The 20,943-nt window shown below is 67.6% G+C and carries 17 protein-coding genes; 5 read left to right on the top strand and 12 right to left on the bottom strand.

Going from position 1 to position 20,943, the window contains the following annotated elements:
- Positions 1–25 precede the first annotated feature (25 nt).
- From GOC52_RS06435 to GOC52_RS06410, 6 genes are all read right to left on the bottom strand, one after another.
- On the bottom strand, positions 26–1,186 hold the full coding sequence (locus GOC52_RS06435) for an AAA family ATPase (RefSeq protein ID WP_019337609.1): 1,161 nt from the start codon (positions 1,184–1,186) through the stop codon (positions 26–28).
- Between the two features lie 121 nt (positions 1,187–1,307).
- A complete protein-coding gene (locus GOC52_RS06430; protein WP_010486387.1) occupies positions 1,308–2,378 on the bottom strand; it encodes a GGDEF domain-containing protein in 1,071 nt (356 codons plus the stop codon).
- 116 nt (positions 2,379–2,494) lie between these two features.
- Positions 2,495–3,217: a pseudouridine synthase gene (locus GOC52_RS06425; RefSeq protein ID WP_010486389.1), complete on the bottom strand. Its 723-nt coding sequence runs from the start codon at positions 3,215–3,217 to the stop codon at positions 2,495–2,497.
- A gap of 34 nt (positions 3,218–3,251) precedes the next feature.
- The gene (locus tag GOC52_RS06420) at positions 3,252–4,916 is read right to left on the bottom strand and encodes a sensor domain-containing diguanylate cyclase (protein ID WP_053442739.1); all 1,665 of its coding nucleotides are present in this window, start codon (positions 4,914–4,916) and stop codon (positions 3,252–3,254) included.
- A 110-nt stretch (positions 4,917–5,026) separates the two neighbouring features.
- Positions 5,027–7,450, bottom strand: coding sequence for a putative bifunctional diguanylate cyclase/phosphodiesterase (locus GOC52_RS06415; RefSeq protein ID WP_191850966.1), 2,424 nt, complete (start codon positions 7,448–7,450; stop codon positions 5,027–5,029).
- Between the two features lie 218 nt (positions 7,451–7,668).
- Positions 7,669–9,615, bottom strand: a complete 1,947-nt coding sequence (locus GOC52_RS06410; RefSeq protein ID WP_019337605.1) for a DEAD/DEAH box helicase — start codon at positions 9,613–9,615, stop codon at positions 7,669–7,671.
- Between the two features lie 267 nt (positions 9,616–9,882).
- Here GOC52_RS06410 and GOC52_RS06405 point away from each other — a divergent pair, with 267 nt between their 5' ends.
- Positions 9,883–10,104: an RNA-binding S4 domain-containing protein gene (locus GOC52_RS06405; protein ID WP_010486399.1), complete on the top strand. Its 222-nt coding sequence runs from the start codon at positions 9,883–9,885 to the stop codon at positions 10,102–10,104.
- A gap of 11 nt (positions 10,105–10,115) precedes the next feature.
- Here GOC52_RS06405 and ubiM read toward each other — a convergent pair whose 3' ends face one another.
- From ubiM to GOC52_RS06385, 4 genes are all read right to left on the bottom strand, one after another.
- Complete coding sequence (gene ubiM, locus GOC52_RS06400; RefSeq protein WP_049455657.1) at positions 10,116–11,294, bottom strand: 5-demethoxyubiquinol-8 5-hydroxylase UbiM; 1,179 nt, start codon at positions 11,292–11,294, stop codon at positions 10,116–10,118.
- 80 nt (positions 11,295–11,374) lie between these two features.
- Positions 11,375–11,764: an MAPEG family protein gene (locus GOC52_RS06395; protein ID WP_010486403.1), complete on the bottom strand. Its 390-nt coding sequence runs from the start codon at positions 11,762–11,764 to the stop codon at positions 11,375–11,377.
- A gap of 11 nt (positions 11,765–11,775) precedes the next feature.
- Positions 11,776–12,321 (bottom strand): DUF4019 domain-containing protein, encoded by a 546-nt coding sequence (locus GOC52_RS06390; protein WP_143994054.1) that lies wholly within the window; start codon positions 12,319–12,321, stop codon positions 11,776–11,778.
- A 58-nt stretch (positions 12,322–12,379) separates the two neighbouring features.
- On the bottom strand, positions 12,380–13,543 hold the full coding sequence (locus GOC52_RS06385; protein WP_010486407.1) for a COG3904 family protein: 1,164 nt from the start codon (positions 13,541–13,543) through the stop codon (positions 12,380–12,382).
- Positions 13,544–13,948: 405 nt separating this feature from the next.
- Between GOC52_RS06385 and GOC52_RS06380 the strand changes: the two genes are divergently transcribed.
- The 3 genes from GOC52_RS06380 (at position 13,949) to GOC52_RS06370 (ending at position 17,665) form a co-directional block, all read left to right on the top strand.
- Positions 13,949–15,427 (top strand): DNA-3-methyladenine glycosylase 2, encoded by a 1,479-nt coding sequence (locus tag GOC52_RS06380; RefSeq protein ID WP_049455656.1) that lies wholly within the window; start codon positions 13,949–13,951, stop codon positions 15,425–15,427.
- Positions 15,424–15,915 (top strand): methylated-DNA--[protein]-cysteine S-methyltransferase, encoded by a 492-nt coding sequence (locus GOC52_RS06375; RefSeq protein ID WP_191850964.1) that lies wholly within the window; start codon positions 15,424–15,426, stop codon positions 15,913–15,915. The genes GOC52_RS06380 and GOC52_RS06375 overlap by 4 nt, the downstream gene beginning before the upstream one ends.
- 499 nt (positions 15,916–16,414) lie before the next feature.
- Positions 16,415–17,665, top strand: coding sequence for an alkaline phosphatase family protein (locus tag GOC52_RS06370; protein WP_071305510.1), 1,251 nt, complete (start codon positions 16,415–16,417; stop codon positions 17,663–17,665).
- 130 nt (positions 17,666–17,795) lie between these two features.
- Here the strand turns inward: GOC52_RS06370 and GOC52_RS06365 are convergent, their stop codons facing one another.
- Both GOC52_RS06365 and GOC52_RS06360 read right to left on the bottom strand, forming a co-directional pair.
- Positions 17,796–17,975, bottom strand: coding sequence for a 30S ribosomal protein THX (locus GOC52_RS06365; protein ID WP_010483110.1), 180 nt, complete (start codon positions 17,973–17,975; stop codon positions 17,796–17,798).
- 111 nt (positions 17,976–18,086) lie between these two features.
- On the bottom strand, positions 18,087–18,500 hold the full coding sequence (locus tag GOC52_RS06360) for a MerC domain-containing protein (protein ID WP_019338435.1): 414 nt from the start codon (positions 18,498–18,500) through the stop codon (positions 18,087–18,089).
- A 135-nt stretch (positions 18,501–18,635) separates the two neighbouring features.
- On the opposite strand from GOC52_RS06360, the gene GOC52_RS06355 reads away from it, so the two are divergent.
- Positions 18,636–20,840: a TonB-dependent receptor gene (locus GOC52_RS06355; protein WP_019338436.1), complete on the top strand. Its 2,205-nt coding sequence runs from the start codon at positions 18,636–18,638 to the stop codon at positions 20,838–20,840.
- Positions 20,841–20,943: the final 103 nt, after the last annotated feature.

The raw sequence follows: 20,943 nt of genomic DNA, 5'->3' as shown, positions 1-20,943 counted from the left end.
TCCACGCAGGGCGTGGATGGCCGTATCAACGCTGCGGCCAGTGCCATGCCGGCGCATCCAGCAGGCCCTGCCCGCTCAGCAGCGTGCGGCCCTGTTCCTTGTGCAGGTGCAGCGAATGACAGCCGGGCGCTTGCTCCAGTGCTGCGATCAAGCGGCTGGCGTGTGACACCACCCACACCTGGCTGCGCGCACTGGCCGCGATGATCAGCCGCGCCAGCGCCGGCAGCAGGTCCGGATGCAGGCTGGTCTCCGGCTCGTTGAGCACCAGCAGCGGCGGCGGGCGTGGCGTGTGTAGCGCAGCAGCCAGCAGCAGGAAGCGCAGCGTACCGTCGGACAGTTCGGCCATCGACAACGGCCGCAGCAACCCCGGCTGGTGGAAGCGCAGGGCCAGTCGACCGTCCAGCTCTTCGAAGCCGACCGTGGCGCCGGGGAACGCATCGTCAACGCTGCGTGCCAACGCGACCGGATCTCCGATTTCGAGAATGGTCACCCAGGCTGCCGCCAGATCCCGGCCGTCGTGATGCAGCACCGGCGTGCGCGTGGCCATCGCCGGTTGTCGCGCCGGGGCATCGGCATCGCTGCGGAAATGGTCGTAGAAGCGCCAGCGACGGATGTACTCACGCAAGGCGATGGTTTCCGGCATGCGCTGCGGATCGCCGACCTGGGTGAACAGGCTGTCGAACAGCGACAACCGGTCATCCACGAGATCCCAGCCGCGCGCATGACGTTGCCGCACCATTGCCCCACGGCGATCAACCAGCAGGTTGGCGCTGCGCAGGAACGGCCCGGCCCAGATCGCCTCCACCTTGATCTGCGGATCCAGCGCAAACGCCGAATGGCTGGGCGGCGGGTAGCCCAGGTCGATGGCATAGCCGAATTCGTCGGTGGTGAAGCCGAGCTTCAATCCCACCGATGCCTGCCGAGGGCCACCCTGCAGCGGGATCTCGCCGGCCGCGACCCGGCGATCGATGGATTCGGGGCCGGCCCACAGCGCCGAACCCAGCCCCCCTTCGCGGGCCAGCACCGCCGCAACGCCGCCCTGTGCGGTCTCCGCCAGCAGGCGCAGCGCGCGGTACAGGCTGGACTTGCCACTGCCGTTGTCACCGGTCACCACGTTCAACTGCTGCAGCGGCAGGACCAGCCCGTGCAGCGAACGATAGTGGGCGATGGCCAGGGTCTGCAGCATGGTCGGCGTCCGTGGGAACAGGAACGGCATATTCGCCGGGCACAATCGCACAGGCCGCGACACGGCGTTATCCCATCGGCAAAATCATCCACGCATGGCGTGGAACTACTGCATGCAGGGCTCAGCCCGCCCGTTCCACACGGTTGCGACCGTTGCCCTTGGCCCGGTACAGCGCCTTGTCGGCGCGCGCCAGCATGTCATCCACGCTTTCACCTGCCTGGTGCTGGGCAACGCCGATGCTGATCGTGACCGGGAAACCCAGCGGAAGGTCTGCCACGGCCAGGCGCAGGAACTCGCATTGCAGTTCGGCCGTGTGCAGATCGGTGCCCGGCATCACCGCCACGAACTCCTCACCGCCATAGCGCGCGGCCATGCCACGGCCGGCAAAGTGCGAGCGCAGCAGCACGCCCAGCTCGGCCAGCACCCGGTCGCCGGTGGCGTGGCCCTGGAAATCGTTGATGTGCTTGAAGTGATCGATGTCCAGCAAGGCCACGCAGGCCAGTCCCGGCTGCCCATCGATCTCCGCCACCGCCTCTTCCAGTGCCGCCGCCATCGCGCGGCGGTTGGGCAGTCCGGTCAACGCATCGGTGCGGCTCTGCTCGGCCAGGTCGGCATTCTGCGCCAGCAGTACGTCCTGGTACTCCGACAGCAGGCGCTCGTAGTCATCGCGTTCCAGCATGTGCTTCTGGATGTCGAGCGCGAAACGGCGCAGCTCCATCACCAGCATCACCTGCCGTGACAGAGCGGCCAGTGCCTCGGCCTTGTCGCTGGGCAGGTGCTGCGGATGTGCATCGAACACGCACAACGTACCCAGTGGCAGGCCATCGGAACTGATCAGTGGCGCACCGGCGTAGAAGCGGATGTGCGGGTCACCGGTCACCACCGGGTTGTCGTGGAAGCGGATGTCCTGCAACGCGTCCTCGACCACCATGATTTCCTGCGGCTGCAGGATGGCATGGCCACACATCGATTCGCTGCGCAGGTTCTCCGCCGCGTCGATGCCCTGGATCGACTTGAACCACTGCCGCTCGACATCGATCAGGGTCACCGCCGCCATCGAGGTACCGCAGACCGCCTTGGCGATCGCCACCAGGTCGTCGAATGATTTTTCGCGTTGCGAATCAAGGATGCGGTAGCGGTACAGCGCCTCGAGCCGAAGGGCTTCATTGGCAGGCTTGTCGGGCTTGATCATGCAGCGTCACATTCCGGCAGGTCACTGCGGAGTCTAGCCGATGTAGAGCCGAGCCCATGCTCGGCTGCACCCGGACAAAAGGGCAGCCGAGCAAGGCTCGGCTCTACAGAGGCCGTTTACCAGTCCAGCTGCTTCGGCAACAGGCCCTGCAGCTCCTGCTCGGTCAGGTTGCGCCACTGGCCCGGCTTCAACGCGCCGATCTTGATGTTGTCGATGCGCACGCGGCGCAGCTGGGTCACGCGATAGCCGAATTCGGCGGCCATCAGGCGGATCTGCCGGTTCAGGCCCTGCTGCAGGGTGATGCGGAAACCGAACTTGGCGATGCGCGAGGTCTTGCACGGCAACGTCATCTGGTCGTGGATGCGCACACCGCGCGCCATGCCGCGCAGGAACTCATCGGTAACCGGCTTGTTGACCGCCACCAGGTACTCCTTCTGGTGGCCGTTCTCGGCACGCAGGATCTGGTTGACGATGTCGCCGTTGCTGGTCATCAGGATCAGGCCTTCGGATTCCTTGTCCAGGCGCCCGATCGGGAAGATGCGCTGCTCGTGGCCGACGAAATCGACGATGTTGCCCTTGACCGAGGTTTCGGTCGTGCAGGTGACACCCACCGGCTTGTTCAGCGCAATGTAGACATGGCGGCGGGCGCCGGGCTTGCGGGCCACGCGCGCGCGCAGTGGCTGGCCGTCGACCAGCACCTGGTCTTCGTCGCCCACCACCGCGCCAGTGCCGGCCGGATGGCCGTTGACGGTGACCCGGCGGGCGGCGATCAGGCGATCGGCCTCGCGGCGGGAGCAGAAGCCGGTGTCGGCGATATGTTTGTTGAGTCGGGTGGTCATCGGCCTATTATCCGGCATCGCCGCCCGCAGCGCTTCATGCCAGGCCGGGCGGATCGAGCTCTTCACCGTCGAACACCCGGTTGCGGCCGGCGCGCTTGGCCACGTACATGGCATGGTCGGCCCGCCGCAACAGCCCGGCCAGATCGTCCTCGCCAGGCCGCCACTGCGCCAGGCCGATGCTGGCGGTCACTTCCAGCCCCGGCACCTGCAGGGCCTGCCCGGCCTCGGTGATGCGCTGGCGCAGGCGGTCCAGCCGCGCCGACGCCGCCTCGCGCGGCATGCCGGGCATCAGCAGCAGGAACTCCTCGCCGCCCATCCGCACCACTTCGTCCTGGCTGCGCACCGCAGCGCGCAGCGCGCGTGCCACCGCCACCAGTACCTGGTCGCCCACGGCATGGCCGTGGCGGTCGTTGATGTCCTTGAACAGGTCGATGTCGAGGAAGCCGATCACCAGCGGGCCACGCTCACGGTCGACCTGTGCCAGGTGACGGGCCAGCTGCTGCAGGCCGGCGCGGCGATTCGGCAGTCCGGTCAGGCCGTCGGTTTCGGCCAGCTGACGCAGTTCATCGCGCTGCTGGCGCAGTCGGCCCAGCCGCTGGTTCATGGCATAGGCGGCCATCATCAGCAGCCAGGTCACCGCCAGCTGCAGTGCTTCGACCCGGTACTCCAACAACCATTCCGCACGGCAGGCATCGGCGATGATCAGGACCAGCATGGGTGCCAATGCGGCCAGTCCTGCCTGCGACCAACGGTCGCCACGCCAACGTGCCCATACGCCCATCAGCAACGCCAGGCCACACCCCAGCAGATAGGTCACCTGCAGGCCCTGCGCGACCCAGGCCAGCTGTTCCCAGCGCAGCCACGGCACCAGGACGGCCAGCGCCACCAGGCCCCACAGCACGGTCGCCTGCAGCGGCCGCGACCGTGGCCATACGCGGTCACCGCCGTTCAGCCGCCACAGTGCCGGCAGTACCAGCGCCTGCGTGGCGGCGGTCAGCGAGAGCAGCCACCAGGCCCCACGCTCCCCCACCGGCAGCCACGGTTCCGGGTAGCCGCTGAGGCCACCGAGGATCGCCTGCCACAGCACCAGTACCGTGGTGCCGGCGACGTAAACCAGGAAGCTGCGATCGCGCGTGGTCAGGAAGGCCATCAACGCCGACAGCGCCAGTGCGATCGCCACGGCGATGCAGGCAGCACGCATCAGCAGGCGGGCGGTGTCGTTCTGCTGCACCGGGCTGGGCGCGCCCAGCCGCAGGGTCGGTACCCAACGTGTCTTCAGCGGTGTCTGCCAGGAAACCAGGAACGGCTCATGGCTGCCGGCCGGCGGTACGGCCACCAGGCCGATGCCTGCACGGAAGCGCGAATCACGGGTGCGGGCGTCGTGCATGTTGCCGCAGATTTCGCGGTCACCGTGCTGTACCCGCACTTCGCCGGCAAAGACATTGAACACGTCCAGCGCCTGTGGCTGGCCCGACCAGCCTTCCTGCGGAGCCGTCACCAGCACCTGCTGGCGCGGGCCCGACAGCATGTGCGGCGTGCACGCACGATGCGGGGTGGGCTCATCGGTGGCGCCACCGACCAGCAGGTAATCGCGCCCCGATTCCACCGCTGCGGCCTGCAGCGGCCACGGCGTCGCCAACCACGCCAGCAGTACGACCAGCACCGCTCCCGTTCCGTACTGCCACTGCCTGCCGCCCACGCCACATCCTGTTGTTGCTTACGCCCGCGCCCACTGCGCGTCGCCCCTGGCCGGCATTATCGCAGCCGGACGTACGCCGCACGTGTAGACCAAAGTCGCCGCCACGCCGTTCAGCCAGCCCCCGGCGGCCCCTTCACCGCGACCAGCCGCACCGGGCGCAGATCGGCCAGGGTCAGCCGCTCCAGCGGCTGCGGGCGTTCGATGGCATAGCCCTGCAGGCCCTGCACGCCAAGCCGGGTCAGCGCACCGGCAACCTCGGCGGTCTCCACCCACTCGGCCACCACTTCCATCTGCAGCTCGCGCCCGAGCTCGCTGATCGCGCGAACTGTGGCGTGGCTGACTGGATCAGTATCCATGTCCCGCACGAAGGCGCCGTCGATCTTCAGGATGTCCGCAGGCAACTGGCGCAGATAGCCGAAAGAAGACAGGCCGGAGCCGAAGTCATCCAGTGCCATCCGGCAGCCCCGCGCCTTGACCGCATCGATGAAAGCACGGGCCTGGGTGAGGTTGCTGATCGCCGCAGTCTCGGTGATCTCAAAGCACAGCTTGGAGGCCAGCGCGCGGTTGCGCTCGAGCAGGTCGCAGACGAAGGCGAGGAAGCCGGGCTCGGCGATCGACTGCGCCGAGACGTTGACGTTGCACAGGCCCAGCTGGCGCACGTGTGCCGGGCACACCTGCAGGTGGCGGAACAGCAGCCCGAGCACGTGACGATCCAGCGCCACCGCCATGCCATAGCGCTCCACTGCCGGCATGAACTGTCCGGGCAGGTGCAGGCTGCCGTCGGTACCGCGCATGCGCACCAGCACTTCGTAGTGCAGGTAGGTCGGATCGCCCACGCGGGCGATGCGTTGCGCATACAGCAGCATGCGGTTCTCGGCCATCGCCAGGCTGACGCCCTGCAACCGCTCGGCTTCCCGGCGGCGCTCCTCCAGCGCCATGCGGTTCTCATTGAAACAGTGCACCCGGTTGCGACCGGCCTGCTTGGCGGCATAGCAGGCGCTGTCGGCAGCACTCATGAGCCAGTTCGCATCGGGGGCGTCGGCGCTGACTTCAACCACACCGATGCTGCAGCTCAGCTGCGGGCTGCCCTCGCTGATCGGGAACGTGGCCTGGCCCAGGTTGCGGATCACCCGCTGCAGCACCCGCTTGGCCTCGTCCTGCCCGGCATGGGCGAGGAACACGGCGAACTCATCGGCGCCCAGGCGGCCGACCCAGTCACCGTCACGCACTGCAGCCACCAGATAGTCGGCGAAACTGCGCAGCATCTGGTCACCGGCGGCGTGGCCGAAGCTGTCGTTGACCAGCTTGAAGTGGTCCAGGTTGATGTAGCACAGCGCATGCGTGCCGCCGTCGCTGCGCACCTGCAGCAGCGAACGTTCCAGCAGCCGCTCGATCTCGCGCCGGTTGATCAGGCCGGTCAGCGGATCGTGGCTGGCGTGGTGTTCGATCTCGCGCGCCAGGGCATGGTTCTGGCTGACATCCTCGATGATCGCAAACACCGACAGGCCACCTCCCGCGCTGCGCACGCCGGTGCCACTCCAGCGCCCCCACACCAGGCTGCCATCGCGGCGGCAGAAGCGCAGCTCACTCGGCCGCAGCTGCCGGTCCCAGTCAATGCGGCCGACGCCATCGATGACCAGTTCGCCTTCCATCAACAGATCACCGAGCGACATCTGCAGCAGCACGTCGCGTCGGTAGTCGAGGATATCGGCCATCGCCTGGTTGGCTTCGATCACCTTGCCGTCGGTGTCGAGCTTGAGCATGCCGACATTGGCCTGGTAGAAGGCCGCACGGAAGCGGCTTTCGTGCTCGGTCAGGTCCTTGCCGACGCGGCGCGCCAGCGCGACAGCCATCAGGCTGATCGCCAGCACCGACAGCCCACCGACCACAAGCGTGGCGATCCGCACCATCGTGGCCATGCGCAGCAACGCCTGGGAAAATGCCTGTGCCTGCACCTGCAACCGCCGGTCCAGATCACGCAGCTGCTGCAGGTACCGGTCGCGGTCCGCCACTCGCAGCGCCCCCTGGGCATGCCCCGACTGCAGCTCGGCGACCAGCCGCTGCACGGCCAACAGGTCATCATCGGTCTGTCGCCACAGCGTGCTTGCTTCCCGGAATGCACCGATGTCGCGTGCATAGCGGAACGAGAACACCAGGCGCGGAATATCGGCGCGCGCGTTGCCGCCCTGCAGGAAGCCCTGCCTGGCCTTCTCCTCGTCCGGTACCGCCTGTTCCAGCGCCAGCCGGGCCTGCAGATCCCCCAACGGAATCCGCAGCGCCTGGCGCGCGTCGTCCAGGTCCTGGGCATCACCGCGCGCCAGATAGCGGCTGAGTGCGGCGGTCGCATCCTGCTGACCACGCGACCAGTAGCCCTGGCCGGCGATCCATGCGGTGGAGGCCGCCTGCAGCTCCTGGATCAAGGCGGACAGCGCGACCAACCCGATCGCCATGCCCGTCAACAACGCAAAGCGCAATCCCAGGCCACGGGTCATCGGCACCCGCCGGCTCTGCTGGTCCGTGCCACTTCTACCCATCCCGGATCCCCCCGAATGTGCTGCGGTGACAACCTCCCTTGGAACCGGCCCAGCCTATGACCGGCCATGTGTGGGCCATGCGAAAAAGGGGACGGAGGGGATTAAGTCGTTTTCGGCATAAGCGCGCGGCCTGCCATTTACGACTTCATCCCCTCCGTCCCCTTTTCCTGTACGCCAGCCCGGAGGCTGGCGTTGATCAGGACGGCTGCGGGTGCGGCTTAGAAGCTGCGCGGACCGCGCGGCTTGAAGCCGTCACGACGCGGCGGGCGGCTGTCGCGGTCACCGCCGCGGTCGCCGCCGTGGCCACCCGGACCACCCGGACCACCACGACGCGGGCCACCTGGGCCGCCCGGACCACGCTTGTCGAAGCGCGGCTTGAACGGACGCGGGGCCGGGTTGGTGTCTTCACCCGGGGCCAGCGCACGCATCTGCAGCTGCTGGCCGGACACCCACACTTTCTGCAGGTGCGACAGCACGTCCGGCGGCATCTGCGCCGGCAGGTCCAGCAGCGAGAAGTCGTCGTGGATGTCGATGCGGCCGATGAAGCGGCTTTCCAGTCCGGCTTCGTTGGCAATGGCGCCGACGATGTTGGCCGGCTTCACGCCATGCTGGTGGCCCACCGAAATGCGGTAGGTCTCCATGCCCTGCTCCGGCGCACCACGCGGCGGAACCTCGCGGCGCGGACGCTGCTCGAAACCACCTTCGGCGTCGTCACGACGCGGGCCACGCTCAAAGCGCGGACCACGCTCGTTGCGGTCGAATCGATCGCCACGCTCCGGACGGTCGCCACGGTCGAAGCGCTCGCGCGGCGCGCGCTCTTCACGCGGGGCGCGCACCGGCGGCTGCAGCAGGAACGGGGTGTCACCCTGCAGCAGCTTTGCCAGCGCGGCGGCGATCTCGATGGCGGGCACGTTCTGCTCGTTCTCGAAGCGCTCCAGCAGCTGGCGGTAGAAGTCCAGGCCACCGGCGCCGAGGGTTTCGCTGATGCGCGAGGTGAACTTGTTGATGCGGGTGTCGTTGACCGCCTCCACGCTCGGCAGCTGCATCTCTTCGATCGGCTGGCGGGTAGCGCGCTCGATCTGGCGCAGCATGCCCTTCTCGCGCGGGGTGGCGAACAGGATCGCCTCGCCGCTGCGGCCGGCACGGCCGGTACGGCCGATGCGGTGCACGTAGCTTTCGGTGTCGTACGGGATGTCGTAGTTCAGCACGTGGCTGATGCGCTCCACGTCCAGGCCACGGGCGGCCACGTCGGTGGCCACCAGGATGTCCAGCTTGCCTTCCTTCAGCATGGCGATGGTGCGCTCACGCTGGGCCTGCTGCATGTCACCGTTGATGGCGGCAGCGGCCAGGCCACGGGCCTGCAGCTTGCTGGCCAGTTCTTCGGTGCCGGCCTTGGTACGCGCGAAGATGATCATCGCGTCGAACGGCTCGACTTCCAGGATGCGGGTCAGCGCATCCAGCTTGTGCATGCCGCTCACCCACCAGTAACGCTGGCGGATGTTGGCCGAGGTGGTGGTCTTGGCCGCGATGGTCACTTCCACCGGGTCCTGCAGGTAGGTCTGCGCGATGCGGCGGATCTGCGGCGGCATGGTGGCCGAGAACAGGGCCACCTGGCGCTGCTCCGGCAGCTTCTTCAGCACGGCTTCGACGTCGTCGATGAAGCCCATGCGCAGCATTTCATCGGCTTCGTCCAGCACCAGGGTTTTCAGCTCGGACAGGTCCAGGGTGCTGCGGTCCAGGTGGTCGATCACGCGGCCGGGGGTACCGACCACGATGTGCACACCACGGCGCAGGGCCGACAGCTGCTGGCCGTACGGCTGGCCGCCGTACACCGGCAGCACGCGGAAGCCCGGGATCTTCGACGAATAGGACTGGAACGCCTCGGCAACCTGGATGGCCAGCTCGCGGGTCGGTGCCAGGATCAGGGCCTGCGGCTTGATCTGCTGCAGGTCGATGTTGGACAGTACCGGCAGCGCGAACGCGGCGGTCTTGCCGGTGCCGGTCTGGGCCTGGCCCAGCACGTCGCGGCCTTCCAGCATCGCCGGGATGGTGGCGGCCTGGATCGGCGACGGGGTTTCGTAGCCGATGGCGGTGACCGCCTGCATCACGGGCTCGGACAGGCCGAGCTGCGCAAACTGCAGCGGCGCTTGGGAATCTTGGGACATGGGGAACTCCGAAGACACTGCCGTCTTCCTGGCAGTGCGATAAAAAAGGTGATGGTCCGCGCTTTGGGCGCCCTTCTTATCGCGTGCCCTGGCGCTGCTCGGTTGGAGGAGATTTCACTCGCTCAGAGCGGAATCATACCGCATTGATCCTGAACAAGGCGTACAGCTTGCCGTGCGCGTGTCGTCATGCCCCGTGCTGGCGCACAATACGCGCCCTCTTCCCCGGCCCGGCCGCTGGCCCGCGCCCCTTCCCAGGAAACCCGCTCCATGCAGATTCTCGAATTCGACCTCGACGGTGACTACGTCGAACTCAAGCAGTTGCTGAAGCTGGCCGACCTGGTCACCAGCGGCGGCGAAGCCAAGATGGTCATCGGTGACGGCCAGGTGCGGGTCGATGGCGAAGTCGAACTGCGCAAGGCCTGCAAGATCCGCGCAGGCCAGGTGGTCGAATTCGCCGACAGCCAGATCCGGGTGCTGGCTGCCGGCTGATCTGAAGCTGTTCAGGCCACGCGCTGGGTCAGGTGCGAGGCAATCAGCTGCCTGAACGGTGCTACGCCCTGCGCCAGGCGCAGGCCGGCCGCCCGCAGCAGGCGCGCCGGACGGCGATCGTCGGTGTACAGGCTGGCGATCGCATTGGTGGCCTCGTACAGCGGCCGCGACGCCAGCCGGTGACCGCGCTGGTAGCTGGCCAGCATGCCGGCCGCGGCAATGTCGGCACCGCGACGCTGCTGCTCGACGATGCCCTGCGCCAGCCGCTGTGCGCTGGCCAGTCCCAGGTTGAAGCCATGCGCGGTGACCGGGTGCATGCCGACTGCGGCATCGCCGATCAGTGCCGAACGCCCGCCGACAAAGCGGTGCGCATACACACCTACCAGCGGATACGCCTGCGGCGTGGCCACCGGCTGCATGCGGCCCAGGCGATGTTCGAAGCAACCGCTGATGGCCTCACCGAAGGCCACCTCATCCATTGCCAGCAGTTCTTCAATCTGCCGCGGCGGCAGCGTGATCACCGCCGACGCCTGGCCCTCGTTGAGCGGCAGCAGCGCCATCGTGCGGCCGTAGCCGAACCATTCCCAGGCAGTGTGGTGATGGTCGCGCTCGACCTGCATGCGGCACACCAGCATCGACTTGCCGAAGTCGCGCATCTGCGCACCGATGCCGAGCATGCGGCGGGTGGCGGAGAAGCGGCTGTCAGCGGCCACCAGCAGCCGCGCATGCAATTGGCTGCCGTCATCGAGTTTGACCACATGGCCCTGTGCATCGGCCTGCACGCCCTGCACCTTGCGCCCGTCGAACAGCTCCAGGCCGTCCTGGCCCTGCACGGCATCCCATGCAGCACGGCGGATCAGATGATTGGGCACCAGCCAGCCCAGCGGCTGGCCGTCGACCTGGCTGCTGGCGAAGGTCAGCGCGAACGGCGAGCCACCATTCATCACCTTGGCATCGCGCAGTTCAGCGACTTCGGCGTGCGGCAGGCGCTGCCATAGCCCCAGCTGCTCCATGCTCTGCCGCGAGGCATGGGTCAGCGCGATCTCGCGGCCATCGAAGGCGGCTTCGGCCAAGGCTTGGCGCGGCTGCACTTCGACCAGCCCGACCTGCAGCCCGCTGCCGGCCAGCGCGCGCGCGAAGCACAGGCCTGCCGGTCCGGCGCCGACCACCACCACGTCCATCCTGCGCATGCGCGCCTCCTGCCGTTGATTCAGTCCGGGCCAGCATAGCGCCACACACCTGACCGGCCTTGATCTGGATCAGGCCCGGGTCACAACAACGCGAACACCAGCGCCAGGATCGACAGCAGCGACACCAGCCACACCAGGCTGCGCACGTAGGGCACGCCTGCGGCATACAGCGGCAAGTAGGCCACGCGCGCCCAGAAGTAGGCCTGCGCGGCCAGCGCGGTGGTGTCGTTGCCGCGCCCAGCCACGACCACTGCGATCGCGGCGGCGGCGAAGAACGGGAAGGTTTCCAGGAAGTTGGCCTGGGCCCGCTGCAGGCGACCGGCCAGCGGGCTGACCGGCTTCGCTTCGCCATCTCGCGCCGAAGCATTCCACTTCATCCCGCGCTCGCGGGTGACCACGGTGGAGGTGGCGAAAATGTAGACAAAGCCCAGCAGCACCGACCAGGCCAGCATCGTCAGTTCAGTTGCCATCATGCATCTCCTCAGGGTGCCGACGCACGCAGGCTGTAACCGGCCAGGCGCCACACCTGGTCCTCGTCGAAACGGAACGAGACCAGCTCGCGCACCGGCTGCGCGCTGTTGGCGAAACGGGTCGGGAAGCTGACGTTGATGTACAACCCTTCCGGCACCGCAGCGCCGGCGCTGTACTTGACCCGGGTAATGGTCGGCTGGCCGCGGCCGGCCAACGCACCCAGGCGCGTGCGCTCGCTGGTCAACTGGCTGACGAAGGCGGCCTTCGGTACCGCACGTCGCGCGACGGCCGAAGCGCCGTCCCACAATTCGCCTGCGCGGTTGGCATCCACCAGCTGCGCCGCCTTCACTGCGGCCGCACCCATTTCCGCGTCCTGTTTCTGCACCTGCGCCTGCTGCGCGGCGGTCAACACCGGAGCGTCGGCGGTAGCCGGTTTTGCAGCCGCTGGCGAGGCCGGTGCCGGGCGCGCGGGTGCCGGGGCGGGCGTGGCCGGCGCAGGTGCCTGCGCCAATGCGGTCAGGGGCAGCAGGGACAGCAGCAGGAGCACGCGCTTCATGGACACCGCCGGTTCTCGGGAAAGAACCGCAGTCTACGCCAGCGCGGTGAGCTGTTCGTCAGCGCGCGTTGGCGCTGCCTTCCACCGTGGCGGCATCGGCCTGCGCGGCAGGCGTGCCGGAATCTGCCGGCGCCTGTTCGGCCACCGGCGGCGGCTCCGACGGTGCCGGCGGCAGCGTTGCCACGTCGATCTCCGACAGCGGGCTTTCTTCCGGGCACACTGCATCCGGGAAACCGAAGCGCTGCTTCAGTGCCTGGCCGCAGCTGTTGATCGATTCCATGTCGGCGCCTTCGCGCTTGCACTGCTGGTCGAAGGCGATCAGGAACGCGTCCTTGCGCTGCACGAAATCATCGCCGCAGGCCCGCATCTGCTTGATCCGTTCCAGATCGTCCTGCACCGCGTTGGTGCCATCCAGGCCGTACTGGCGCAGCTCGTCCGCGGTCAGCAGGCGCAGGCTGCGGTTGGGCACGGTCATCATCAGATCAGCCACGCCCACCGCCACGCCGTTGCGCTGCAGGTAGTCCTTTACGTTGTCGTAGACCTCGTGCAGCTCGCGGTTGAGTTCTGCGCGCGAGGTGGCCTTGGAGCTGATGCGCATCATGCGGTGGATGCCGACCTTGCCTGACAGCAGGCGGTTGTCACCGGCGGCCAGCACGAACACGCAGGCACTGTGGCAGATCGAGCCTTCGCGCACCCAGATGGTCCAGCCGGATTCACCGATACTGTCACCGGCGACGATCGCCGATTCCACCTGGCCCCCGCTGGAATCCAGGTCGAGGATGCGCTTGTGGATCTTCTGCTGGTCGGCAACCACGGCCAACCGCCACATCATCTCGGCGAAGCCCGGGTTGATCTTGCCGGCGTAGCGCACGCGCATCAGGCCACGTTCGGCGCAGGGCGCCAGCGCCTGGCTGATCTGCTCGCGCTGCAGGCCTTCCAGCTCGACACCGTCGCCCGCGTCACCGGCATATTCGGTGCTGCAGCTGACCCACGCACGCCCGTTCTCCAGCTGCGCCTGCGGCCACGGCCGATCCGCCCGGCTGCGCGGCGGCGCCGGCGGCGGTGGCGCATCGGCGGCGTTGATCGACACCATGTTCTCGCCATCACTGGCCGGTGCCCGCGCCGCCTTGTCGGCAGCGGTCACATTGCCCGGATTCTCCAGCTGACTGCAGCCCGCCAGGGCCAGGCACAACAGGGGCAACCAGCGGAGTTTGGCGGACATCGGGCAACCGGATTTCAAGGGAGCAAGGGCCACAGTCTACCCGTCCGGGGCGCGCATTCAGCGCGTGGTACTGAACCCCTTCTGACCCTTGGGAAAGCGTGTCGACCAAGGTCGACACCCACCAACAGCCTCAGGAACCTGTCGAAGGCGGGGTGGGTCCGGTGGCAGGGGCGTGAGCGGCATGGATGCCGCGACCAAGCCCCCATGGACGGGTTCACGGCGTCCCCTGCCACCGGCCCCACCACGCCATCCCACAGGAATCCCGCTTCTGCTGTTGCTTCTGCTGTTGCTTCAGCTGTTGCCGTTGATTCTGCGGGTGCAGGGCGCAGCCCTGCCAGATCCCCCTTCAGCATCCATGTCCGAATGTGGCGAGTATCTCCACCCGCACACGCCTAGACTGGCGCCATGGACACCGCCCTCGCCCTCGACACCGCCGCCTGCGACCGCGCCCGTCTGGCCCGCGACGCACGCTTCGACGGCGTGTTCTTCACCGCCGTGCGCAGCACCGGCATCTACTGCCGCCCGGTGTGCCCGGCACCGCCACCGAAGCCGCGCAACATCACCTACTACCCGACCGCCGCTGCGGCCGCCGCCGCCGGCTACCGCCCGTGCCTGCGCTGTCGTCCCGAACTGGCGCCGCAGGCACAGCAGGCATTGGCTGGGCAGATCGTGCAGCGCGCCCTCGCCCTGATCCATGGCGGCTTCCTGCAGGAGCAGCCCGTTGCCGACCTCGCGCAGAAGATCGGCCTCAGCGCGCGCCAGCTGCAGCGCCTGTTCGTTGAACACCTGGGCGCGACGCCGGGGCAGATCCACGCCACCCATCGCCTGCTGCTGGCCAAGCAGCTGCTGACCGAGACCACGCTGCCGGTGACCGATGTTGCGCTGGCCGCCGGCTACAACAGCCTGCGCCGCTTCAATACCGCCTTCCTGCAGGGCTGCGGCATGGCACCGACGGCACTGCGTCGCCAGCATCAGCCGCCGGCCGCCGATGACGGCGGCCTGGTACTGCGCCTGGTGTACCGTCCACCGCTGGATTTCCCGCGCATGCTGGCCTTCCTGCGCAAGCGCAGCCTGCCCGGCATCGAACTGATCGGCGAAGACAGCTACCAGCGCGTGCTCGGCACACCCGAGCGCCCCACCCTGCTGCGCGTCACCGCCGACCCGAAACGCCCGGAACTGCGCCTGCAGCTGGGCGCGGTCGATCCGCGCCTGATCCCCGACATCGTGCGCCGCGTGCGTCGCGTGTTCGATCTGGATGCCGACCTGCAGCAGGTGCATGCCGCGCTGGGCGAGGAACCGCTGCTGGCGCGAGGCATCGCCGAACGTCCCGGTCTGCGCGTGCCCGGTGGCTGGGATGGCTTCGAGGTGGGCGTACGCGCCGTGCTCGGACAGCAGGTCAGCGTGGCCGCGGCCACCACCTTCGCGCGGCGCCTGGTCGATGCCTATGGCGCACACCTGCCGGGCATGCCATCGGAATTCGATCGCCAGTTCCCCGCGCCCGAGGTACTGGCTGAGGCGCCGCTGGAATCGATCGGCCTGCCGCGCACCCGCGCCGCCACCGTGCGTGCGCTGGCCGCTGCCTGCGCCAGCGGCCAGCTCGACTTCGGGCCCGGTCAGGCATTGGAGGAATTCGTTGCGCGCTGCGTGGCACTGCCCGGCATCGGCCCGTGGACCGCGCAGTACATCGCGCTGCGCGGACTTGGCCAGCCCGATGCCTTCCCCGCCGGTGACCTGGTGCTGCAGCAGGTCCTCGGCCACGCCCAAGGCCAGCGCCTGAGCGAGCGTGCGACCGAAGCCCGCTCGCAACCGTGGCGCCCGTGGCGCGCCTATGCCGTGCTGCATCTGTGGCACCTGTCCGGCACCTTCGTTGGAGAACCGACATGACCCTGTTGTTCGATCGTTTCGACAGCCCGATCGGCGTGTTGACCATCGCCGGTGACGAGCGTGGCCTGTCGCATGTGCTGTTCCCGGAAAACCGCCATCCGGCACGCGGCCGCGAAGACTGGCACTACGCCCCGGATGCACTGCCGGAAGCACGCGATCAACTGCTGCAGTTCCTGCACGGCGAGCGCAACCAGTTCGACCTGCAGCTTGCGCCACGTGGCACCCCGTTCCAGCTGCGCGTGTGGCAGGCGCTGGCGCTGATCCCGTTCGGCCAGACCTGGAGCTACCTGCAGCTGGCGCAGCACCTGGGCCAACCCAGCGCGACCCGCGCGGTGGGTGCGGCCAACGGCCGCAATCCGCTCCCGATCATCCTGCCCTGCCATCGTGTGATCGGCAGCAACGGCGCGCTGACCGGTTTCGGCGGCGGACTGCAAACCAAGGCCTCGCTGTTGCGGCTGGAACAACGCCAGGCACCGCTGTTCGCCTGAGAGGGCTGGCCGGGCTGCGCCCGGCACCCGCAGAGGCTAGAGCAACAGCAACAGCGGGCTTCCTGCGGGGAGGCAGGGTGGGTCCAGTTGCAGGGGACGCTGCAAGTACGTCCCTGTAAGCTCGGTCGCCGCTTGCTCGTGTGCGCTGTCCTGCGCACACGGCAAGACCGGGGTTGGGCGTCCTGCCCAACCCGCCCGAGGCATGCCTCGGGCCCATGGCGCTCACGCCCCTGCAACCGGACCCACCCCGCCTTCGACAGGTTCCGGCGATCTGTCCGAACGTCATTCTGCGCAACTGCTGGTAGGTGTCGACCTTGGTCGACACGGTAGATCCACGCCATGCGTGGATGGAAGCGTCTGTAAACTGTCTGGAGAAAAGCCCCCTTCTTGTTGAAGGGGGCGCGCCGATAGGCGCGGGGATAAGGAAAAATGCGCGGACACGGCGCGCGATAGTGCGCCGTGTCTTGGGCGCGTCATTACCTCGCACTATGATGGACGGATGACTTCCGTACGCCTGACCTGCGCGCTGGCGCTGCTGCTGCCATTGGCCGCCTGCACCATCGCGCCCGCCCCTTCCGCCTCTGTTCCCACCACTGTTGCAACGGCTGCACCGCCGAAGCTGCTGCTGATCTCGATCGACGGCCTGCGCGCCGATGCGCTGGATCGCGGCCTGACACCGAATCTGCAGCGACTGATCGACGGCGGGGTACGCGCGCGCTGGATGACGCCTTCGTACCCGTCGCTGACCTTCCCCAACCACTACACCATCGTCACCGGCCTGCGCCCGGACCACCACGGCGTCGTCAACAACAGCATGGACGATGCAACCCTGGGCCGTTTCGAACTGAGCAACCGCGACGCGGTCACTACCAGCGGCTGGTGGGGTGGCGAACCGATCTGGGTCGGCGCCGAGAACGTCGGCGTGCGCACCGCCACCACCTCGTGGCCGGGCAGCGAGTCGGAAATCCGTGGCGTGCGCCCCAGCCAGTGGCGCGTCTACGATGGCAAGGAACCACTGGAGCAGCGCGCCGGCATCGTGCTCGACTGGCTGGCGCAGACCGATGCCGATGCACCGCGCCTGACCACGCTTTACATGGAACACGTGGACAAGGCAGGCCACAACTACGGCCCCGAGTCGAAACAGTACGCCGACGCCATCGTGCGCGCCGACCAGATCGTCGGCCAGGTGCTCGATGGACTGCAACAGCGCGGCCTGGTCGCGACCACCAACATCATCGTGGTCTCTGACCACGGCATGGCCAGTGTCGCCGACGGCCACGTGATCGCCACCGAATCAATGGCCGATCCGGCCATCGCGCGCAATGTCAGCCAGGGCCAGTCGGTAGGTTTTGCGCCGGTCGCGGGCCGCGAAGCGGAAGCGGAACGCGCCCTGCTCGGCCGCCATACGCACTACGAGTGCTGGAAGAAGGAGAACCTGCCGGCGCGCTGGCACTACGGCACGCATCCGCGGGTTCCGGCCATCGTCTGTGCCATGGATGAAGGCTGGGACGCCCTTCACCTGGAGAAGATCGCCAAGCGCGCCAGGCAGGATCGAGGCTCGCATGGCTACGACAACGCCCTGCCCTCCATGCGCGCGGTGTTCGTGGCCAGCGGTCCGTCGTTCCGCCAGGGCCTGGTGATCGATGGCTTCGACAATGTCGACGTCTACCCGCTGCTGGCGCACCTGCTGCAGGTGCCGGCCGCGCCGAACGACGGCAATCCGGAAACGCTGAAGAACACCCTGCGCTGATCCGGTTGTAGAGCCGAGCCCATGCTCGGCTGCATTGCGCCAGCCGAGCATGGGCTCGGCTCTACAAAAACGTGCATAAAAAAACGCGGCGCCAGGCGCCGCGTTTTTCGTTGAACCGGTCTGGGCCGGATCAGGCCTTGGCGACGGTCTTCTTCGCCACAGCCTTCTTCGCCGGAGCCTTGGCCACGGTCTTCTTGGCAACCGGAGCGGCGGCGCCTACGGCGACCTTGCTCGCGGTGTGCGAACGGGCGTTGCCGTAGCTGGCGTTGTAGCGCTTGCCCTTGGCGGTCTTGCGGTCACCCTTACCCATGTCTTCAACTCCTCAAATGTGAAATCTGGTTACCCCGTACTGACACGGGTTCGGCGGGGCCAGCCTTGCTGGGCGCCCCCGCGCACGATCGAAAATCCTACCATGGAGCGCCTAGTGCGCGCAGCTGGCGTCGTGCACGTGACCGTGGTTGAGGCGCAGGTTGACCAGATGGGCCACACCCACCAGCAGGCCGCCGACGGTCATCACCACCGCGTGCGGCACCGCATTGTGGTGCAACGGGTCGTACAGCACGCCGGCCCACAACGCCACCAGGCCGGGAATCAGGAAGCCCAGCGCACGCAGCGCACCGTGGCGACGGTAGCCCCAGACCAGGCTGAACAGCCCCAGCAGGGTCACGAACACCACCAGCGCCTGTTCCACGCCGTCGCTCAGCCAGAACGACAGGCCCAACGAGGGCGCTGCCGCCAGCAGCACCGGAATCACCGCGCAATGCACCGCGCACAGCATCGAACCAGTGGCGCCGAAACGGTCGAGCAGGTGGCGCAGGCGTGAGGACAGGGACATGACTTCCAGCAGGGTCGGCGAATCGTTATGGAATAATATAACATCCCTTCCCGACCCGCACGGTTTCCCTCCCCCTGTCCCGCTGACGGGATGCGTGCGCCCAGCGATTGATACAGTGTAACAAAGGACCCACCGATGCCCGCCCGTACCCCGCGGTTGAAGCCGCATTCCCTCGCCCTGGCCCTGACCGCCCTGCTTCCGACCGTTGCCTTCGCCGCCAGCGAAGACGATTCCCATCGTGACCGCCACCTGACTGAACTGTCGTCGGTGCAGGTCACCGCGTCGCCGCTGCAGGGCGACGCAGAATCGCTGGCACGCCCGGTGGAGGTTCTGGCCGGTGAACGCCTGGACGAGCAGAAGGCCGGCACCCTCGGCGATACCGTGGCCAAGCTGCCCGGCGTACAGAGCACCTTCTTCGGTCCCGGCGTCGGCCGCCCGATCATCCGCGGCCAGGAAGGCCCGCGCGTGGCCGTGCTGTCCAACGGCATGGGCAACATGGATGCATCCACCGTCAGCGCCGACCATGCCACCAGCATCGAGCCGTTCCTGGCCGACCAGATCGAAGTGCTGAAGGGTCCGGCCACGCTGCTGTTCGGCAGCGGCGCCATCGGTGGTGCGGTCAATGTGGTCGATGGCCGCATCGCGCGCGAACTGCCGGAGCGCCCGCTGAGCGGCCGCGCAGAACTGCGCGGCAATTCGGTGAACAACGAACGCAGCGGCATGTTCCGCCTCGATGGCGTCAGCGGCAATGTCGTGCTGCACGTGGATGGCCTGGTCCGCAATGGCGACGACTACCGCATCCCCGGTTATGCAGTGATCGACAGCCTTGAAGATCATCATGACCACGATCACGACCATGACGCGGCCGAGGGTGAAGAGCCGCGTCGCGGCCGCCTGGACAACAGCTCGATCCGCACCCGCGCCGGTGGCGTCGGCGCAACGTGGCTGGGCGACGGCGGCTACTTCGGCGTATCGGCCAGCACCTACCGCACCAACTACGGTATTCCCAATGGCGCGCACGTGCACGCCGATGGTGATGATCATGGCCATGACCACGGTCACGACCATGGCGATGAAGAAGAAGGCGGCGACGAGCACGACGTGCGCATCGACATGGTGCAGAACCGCTTCGAGACCAAGGCCGGCATCTACGACCCGGTCTCGTTCCTGAAGAACATCAACGCACGCGTGGCCTACACCGACTACGAACACGTGGAGCTGGAAGCCGGCACGCCGTCCACCCGCTTCACCAACCGTGGCATCGAAGCGCGTCTGGAAGCCGTACAGCAGCAGATCGGTGGCTGGGACGGTGCCTTCGGCCTGCAGTTTGGCAACAGTGATTTCGGCGCCAAGGGCGAAGAGGCGTTCGTGCCGGATACCGGCACGAAGAACATCGGCCTGTTCGTACTGCAGGAAAAGCAGTTCGGCCCGTTCAAGCTGGAACTGGGCGGCCGCCACGACCAGGTCAAGCTGGACCCGACCGGTGACTACCGCCGCCGTACGTTCGGTGCCACCAACCTGTCTGCCGCCGGTATCTGGAAGCTCAACGACGCCGTTGACCTCCGCATCGGCGTGGACAGCTCCGAGCGTGCACCGACCAACGAAGAGCTGTATGCCGCCGGCGCACACATCGCCACCCGCTCGCTGGAAATCGGCGACGCCAACCTGAAGACCGAGCGCGGCCAGCGCGTGGAACTGGGCATCCACACCCACAGCGAGCGCCTGGACTTCTCCGCGTCGGTCTACCAGACCAGGTTCAAGGACTTCATCTACCTGGCCGACACCGGTGTTACCGAAGGCCTGCCGGTCCGCGCCTGGACCCAGCAGGACGCGGTGTTCCGCGGCGCCGAGGCCGAAGCGCTGGTGCACCTGTTCGAAGGCGGCGCCGGTGACTGGGATCTGCGCCTGTTCGGTGACTACGTGAAGGCCAAGCTGGATGGCAGCGGCAGCCGCAACCTCGACATCGCCGTGCCGCACGGCGACCACAACCACAATTACAACGTGGAACTGGCCAACACCGGCTACCTGCCGCGTATCGCCCCGGCCCGCGTCGGCGCCGACCTGCGCTGGTCGAAGGACGGCTGGCGCGCCTCGGTCGGTGCGGTGCGCTACAGCCGCCAGAAGGACGTCGCGCAGAACGAAGCACCGAGTGACGGCTACACCCTGGTCGATGCGCACCTGGCCTACCGCTGGGACCGCAACGCCAGCAACAGCTACGAAGTCTTCCTGGATGGCAGCAACCTGACCAACCGCGAAGTGCGTCCGCATACCTCGCTGCTGCGCGACTACTCGCCGCTGCCGGGCCGTGGTGTCGCATTCGGCATCCGCGCGTTCTTCTGATCGCGTAAGGCGGGGTCGGATCCCACGGGGGCCTTCGGGCCCCCGTTTTCATTTCGATCCGCACCATCACACATTCGTCACAAAGATGTGCGTACCACAACAA

The organism is Stenotrophomonas sp. SXG-1, assembly GCF_014083965.1.
Lineage (GTDB): Bacteria > Pseudomonadota > Gammaproteobacteria > Xanthomonadales > Xanthomonadaceae > Stenotrophomonas > Stenotrophomonas geniculata.
The sequence above is the reverse complement of the archived record's forward strand: the minus strand, read 5'-3'. Positions and strand labels throughout refer to the sequence as shown.

Excerpts from the sequence above, each read along its gene's own strand:
- GOC52_RS06380 (WP_049455656.1), top strand. The coding sequence starts at position 13,949 with ATGGACACCGCCCTCGCCCTCGACACCGCCGCCTGCGACCGCGCCCGT.
- GOC52_RS06390 (WP_143994054.1), bottom strand. The coding sequence starts at position 12,321 with ATGAAGCGCGTGCTCCTGCTGCTGTCCCTGCTGCCCCTGACCGCATTG.
- GOC52_RS06360 (WP_019338435.1), bottom strand. The coding sequence starts at position 18,500 with ATGTCCCTGTCCTCACGCCTGCGCCACCTGCTCGACCGTTTCGGCGCC.
- GOC52_RS06385 (WP_010486407.1), bottom strand. The coding sequence starts at position 13,543 with ATGTCCGCCAAACTCCGCTGGTTGCCCCTGTTGTGCCTGGCCCTGGCG.
- ubiM (WP_049455657.1), bottom strand. The coding sequence starts at position 11,294 with ATGCGCAGGATGGACGTGGTGGTGGTCGGCGCCGGACCGGCAGGCCTG.
- GOC52_RS06410 (WP_019337605.1), bottom strand. The coding sequence starts at position 9,615 with ATGTCCCAAGATTCCCAAGCGCCGCTGCAGTTTGCGCAGCTCGGCCTG.
- GOC52_RS06430 (WP_010486387.1), bottom strand. The coding sequence starts at position 2,378 with ATGATCAAGCCCGACAAGCCTGCCAATGAAGCCCTTCGGCTCGAGGCG.
- GOC52_RS06435 (WP_019337609.1), bottom strand. The coding sequence starts at position 1,186 with ATGCTGCAGACCCTGGCCATCGCCCACTATCGTTCGCTGCACGGGCTG.
- GOC52_RS06425 (WP_010486389.1), bottom strand. The coding sequence starts at position 3,217 with ATGACCACCCGACTCAACAAACATATCGCCGACACCGGCTTCTGCTCC.
- GOC52_RS06405 (WP_010486399.1), top strand. The coding sequence starts at position 9,883 with ATGCAGATTCTCGAATTCGACCTCGACGGTGACTACGTCGAACTCAAG.
- GOC52_RS06365 (WP_010483110.1), bottom strand. The coding sequence starts at position 17,975 with ATGGGTAAGGGTGACCGCAAGACCGCCAAGGGCAAGCGCTACAACGCC.
- GOC52_RS06375 (WP_191850964.1), top strand. The coding sequence starts at position 15,424 with ATGACCCTGTTGTTCGATCGTTTCGACAGCCCGATCGGCGTGTTGACC.
- GOC52_RS06370 (WP_071305510.1), top strand. The coding sequence starts at position 16,415 with ATGACTTCCGTACGCCTGACCTGCGCGCTGGCGCTGCTGCTGCCATTG.
- GOC52_RS06415 (WP_191850966.1), bottom strand. The coding sequence starts at position 7,450 with ATGGGTAGAAGTGGCACGGACCAGCAGAGCCGGCGGGTGCCGATGACC.
- GOC52_RS06395 (WP_010486403.1), bottom strand. The coding sequence starts at position 11,764 with ATGGCAACTGAACTGACGATGCTGGCCTGGTCGGTGCTGCTGGGCTTT.
- GOC52_RS06355 (WP_019338436.1), top strand. The coding sequence starts at position 18,636 with ATGCCCGCCCGTACCCCGCGGTTGAAGCCGCATTCCCTCGCCCTGGCC.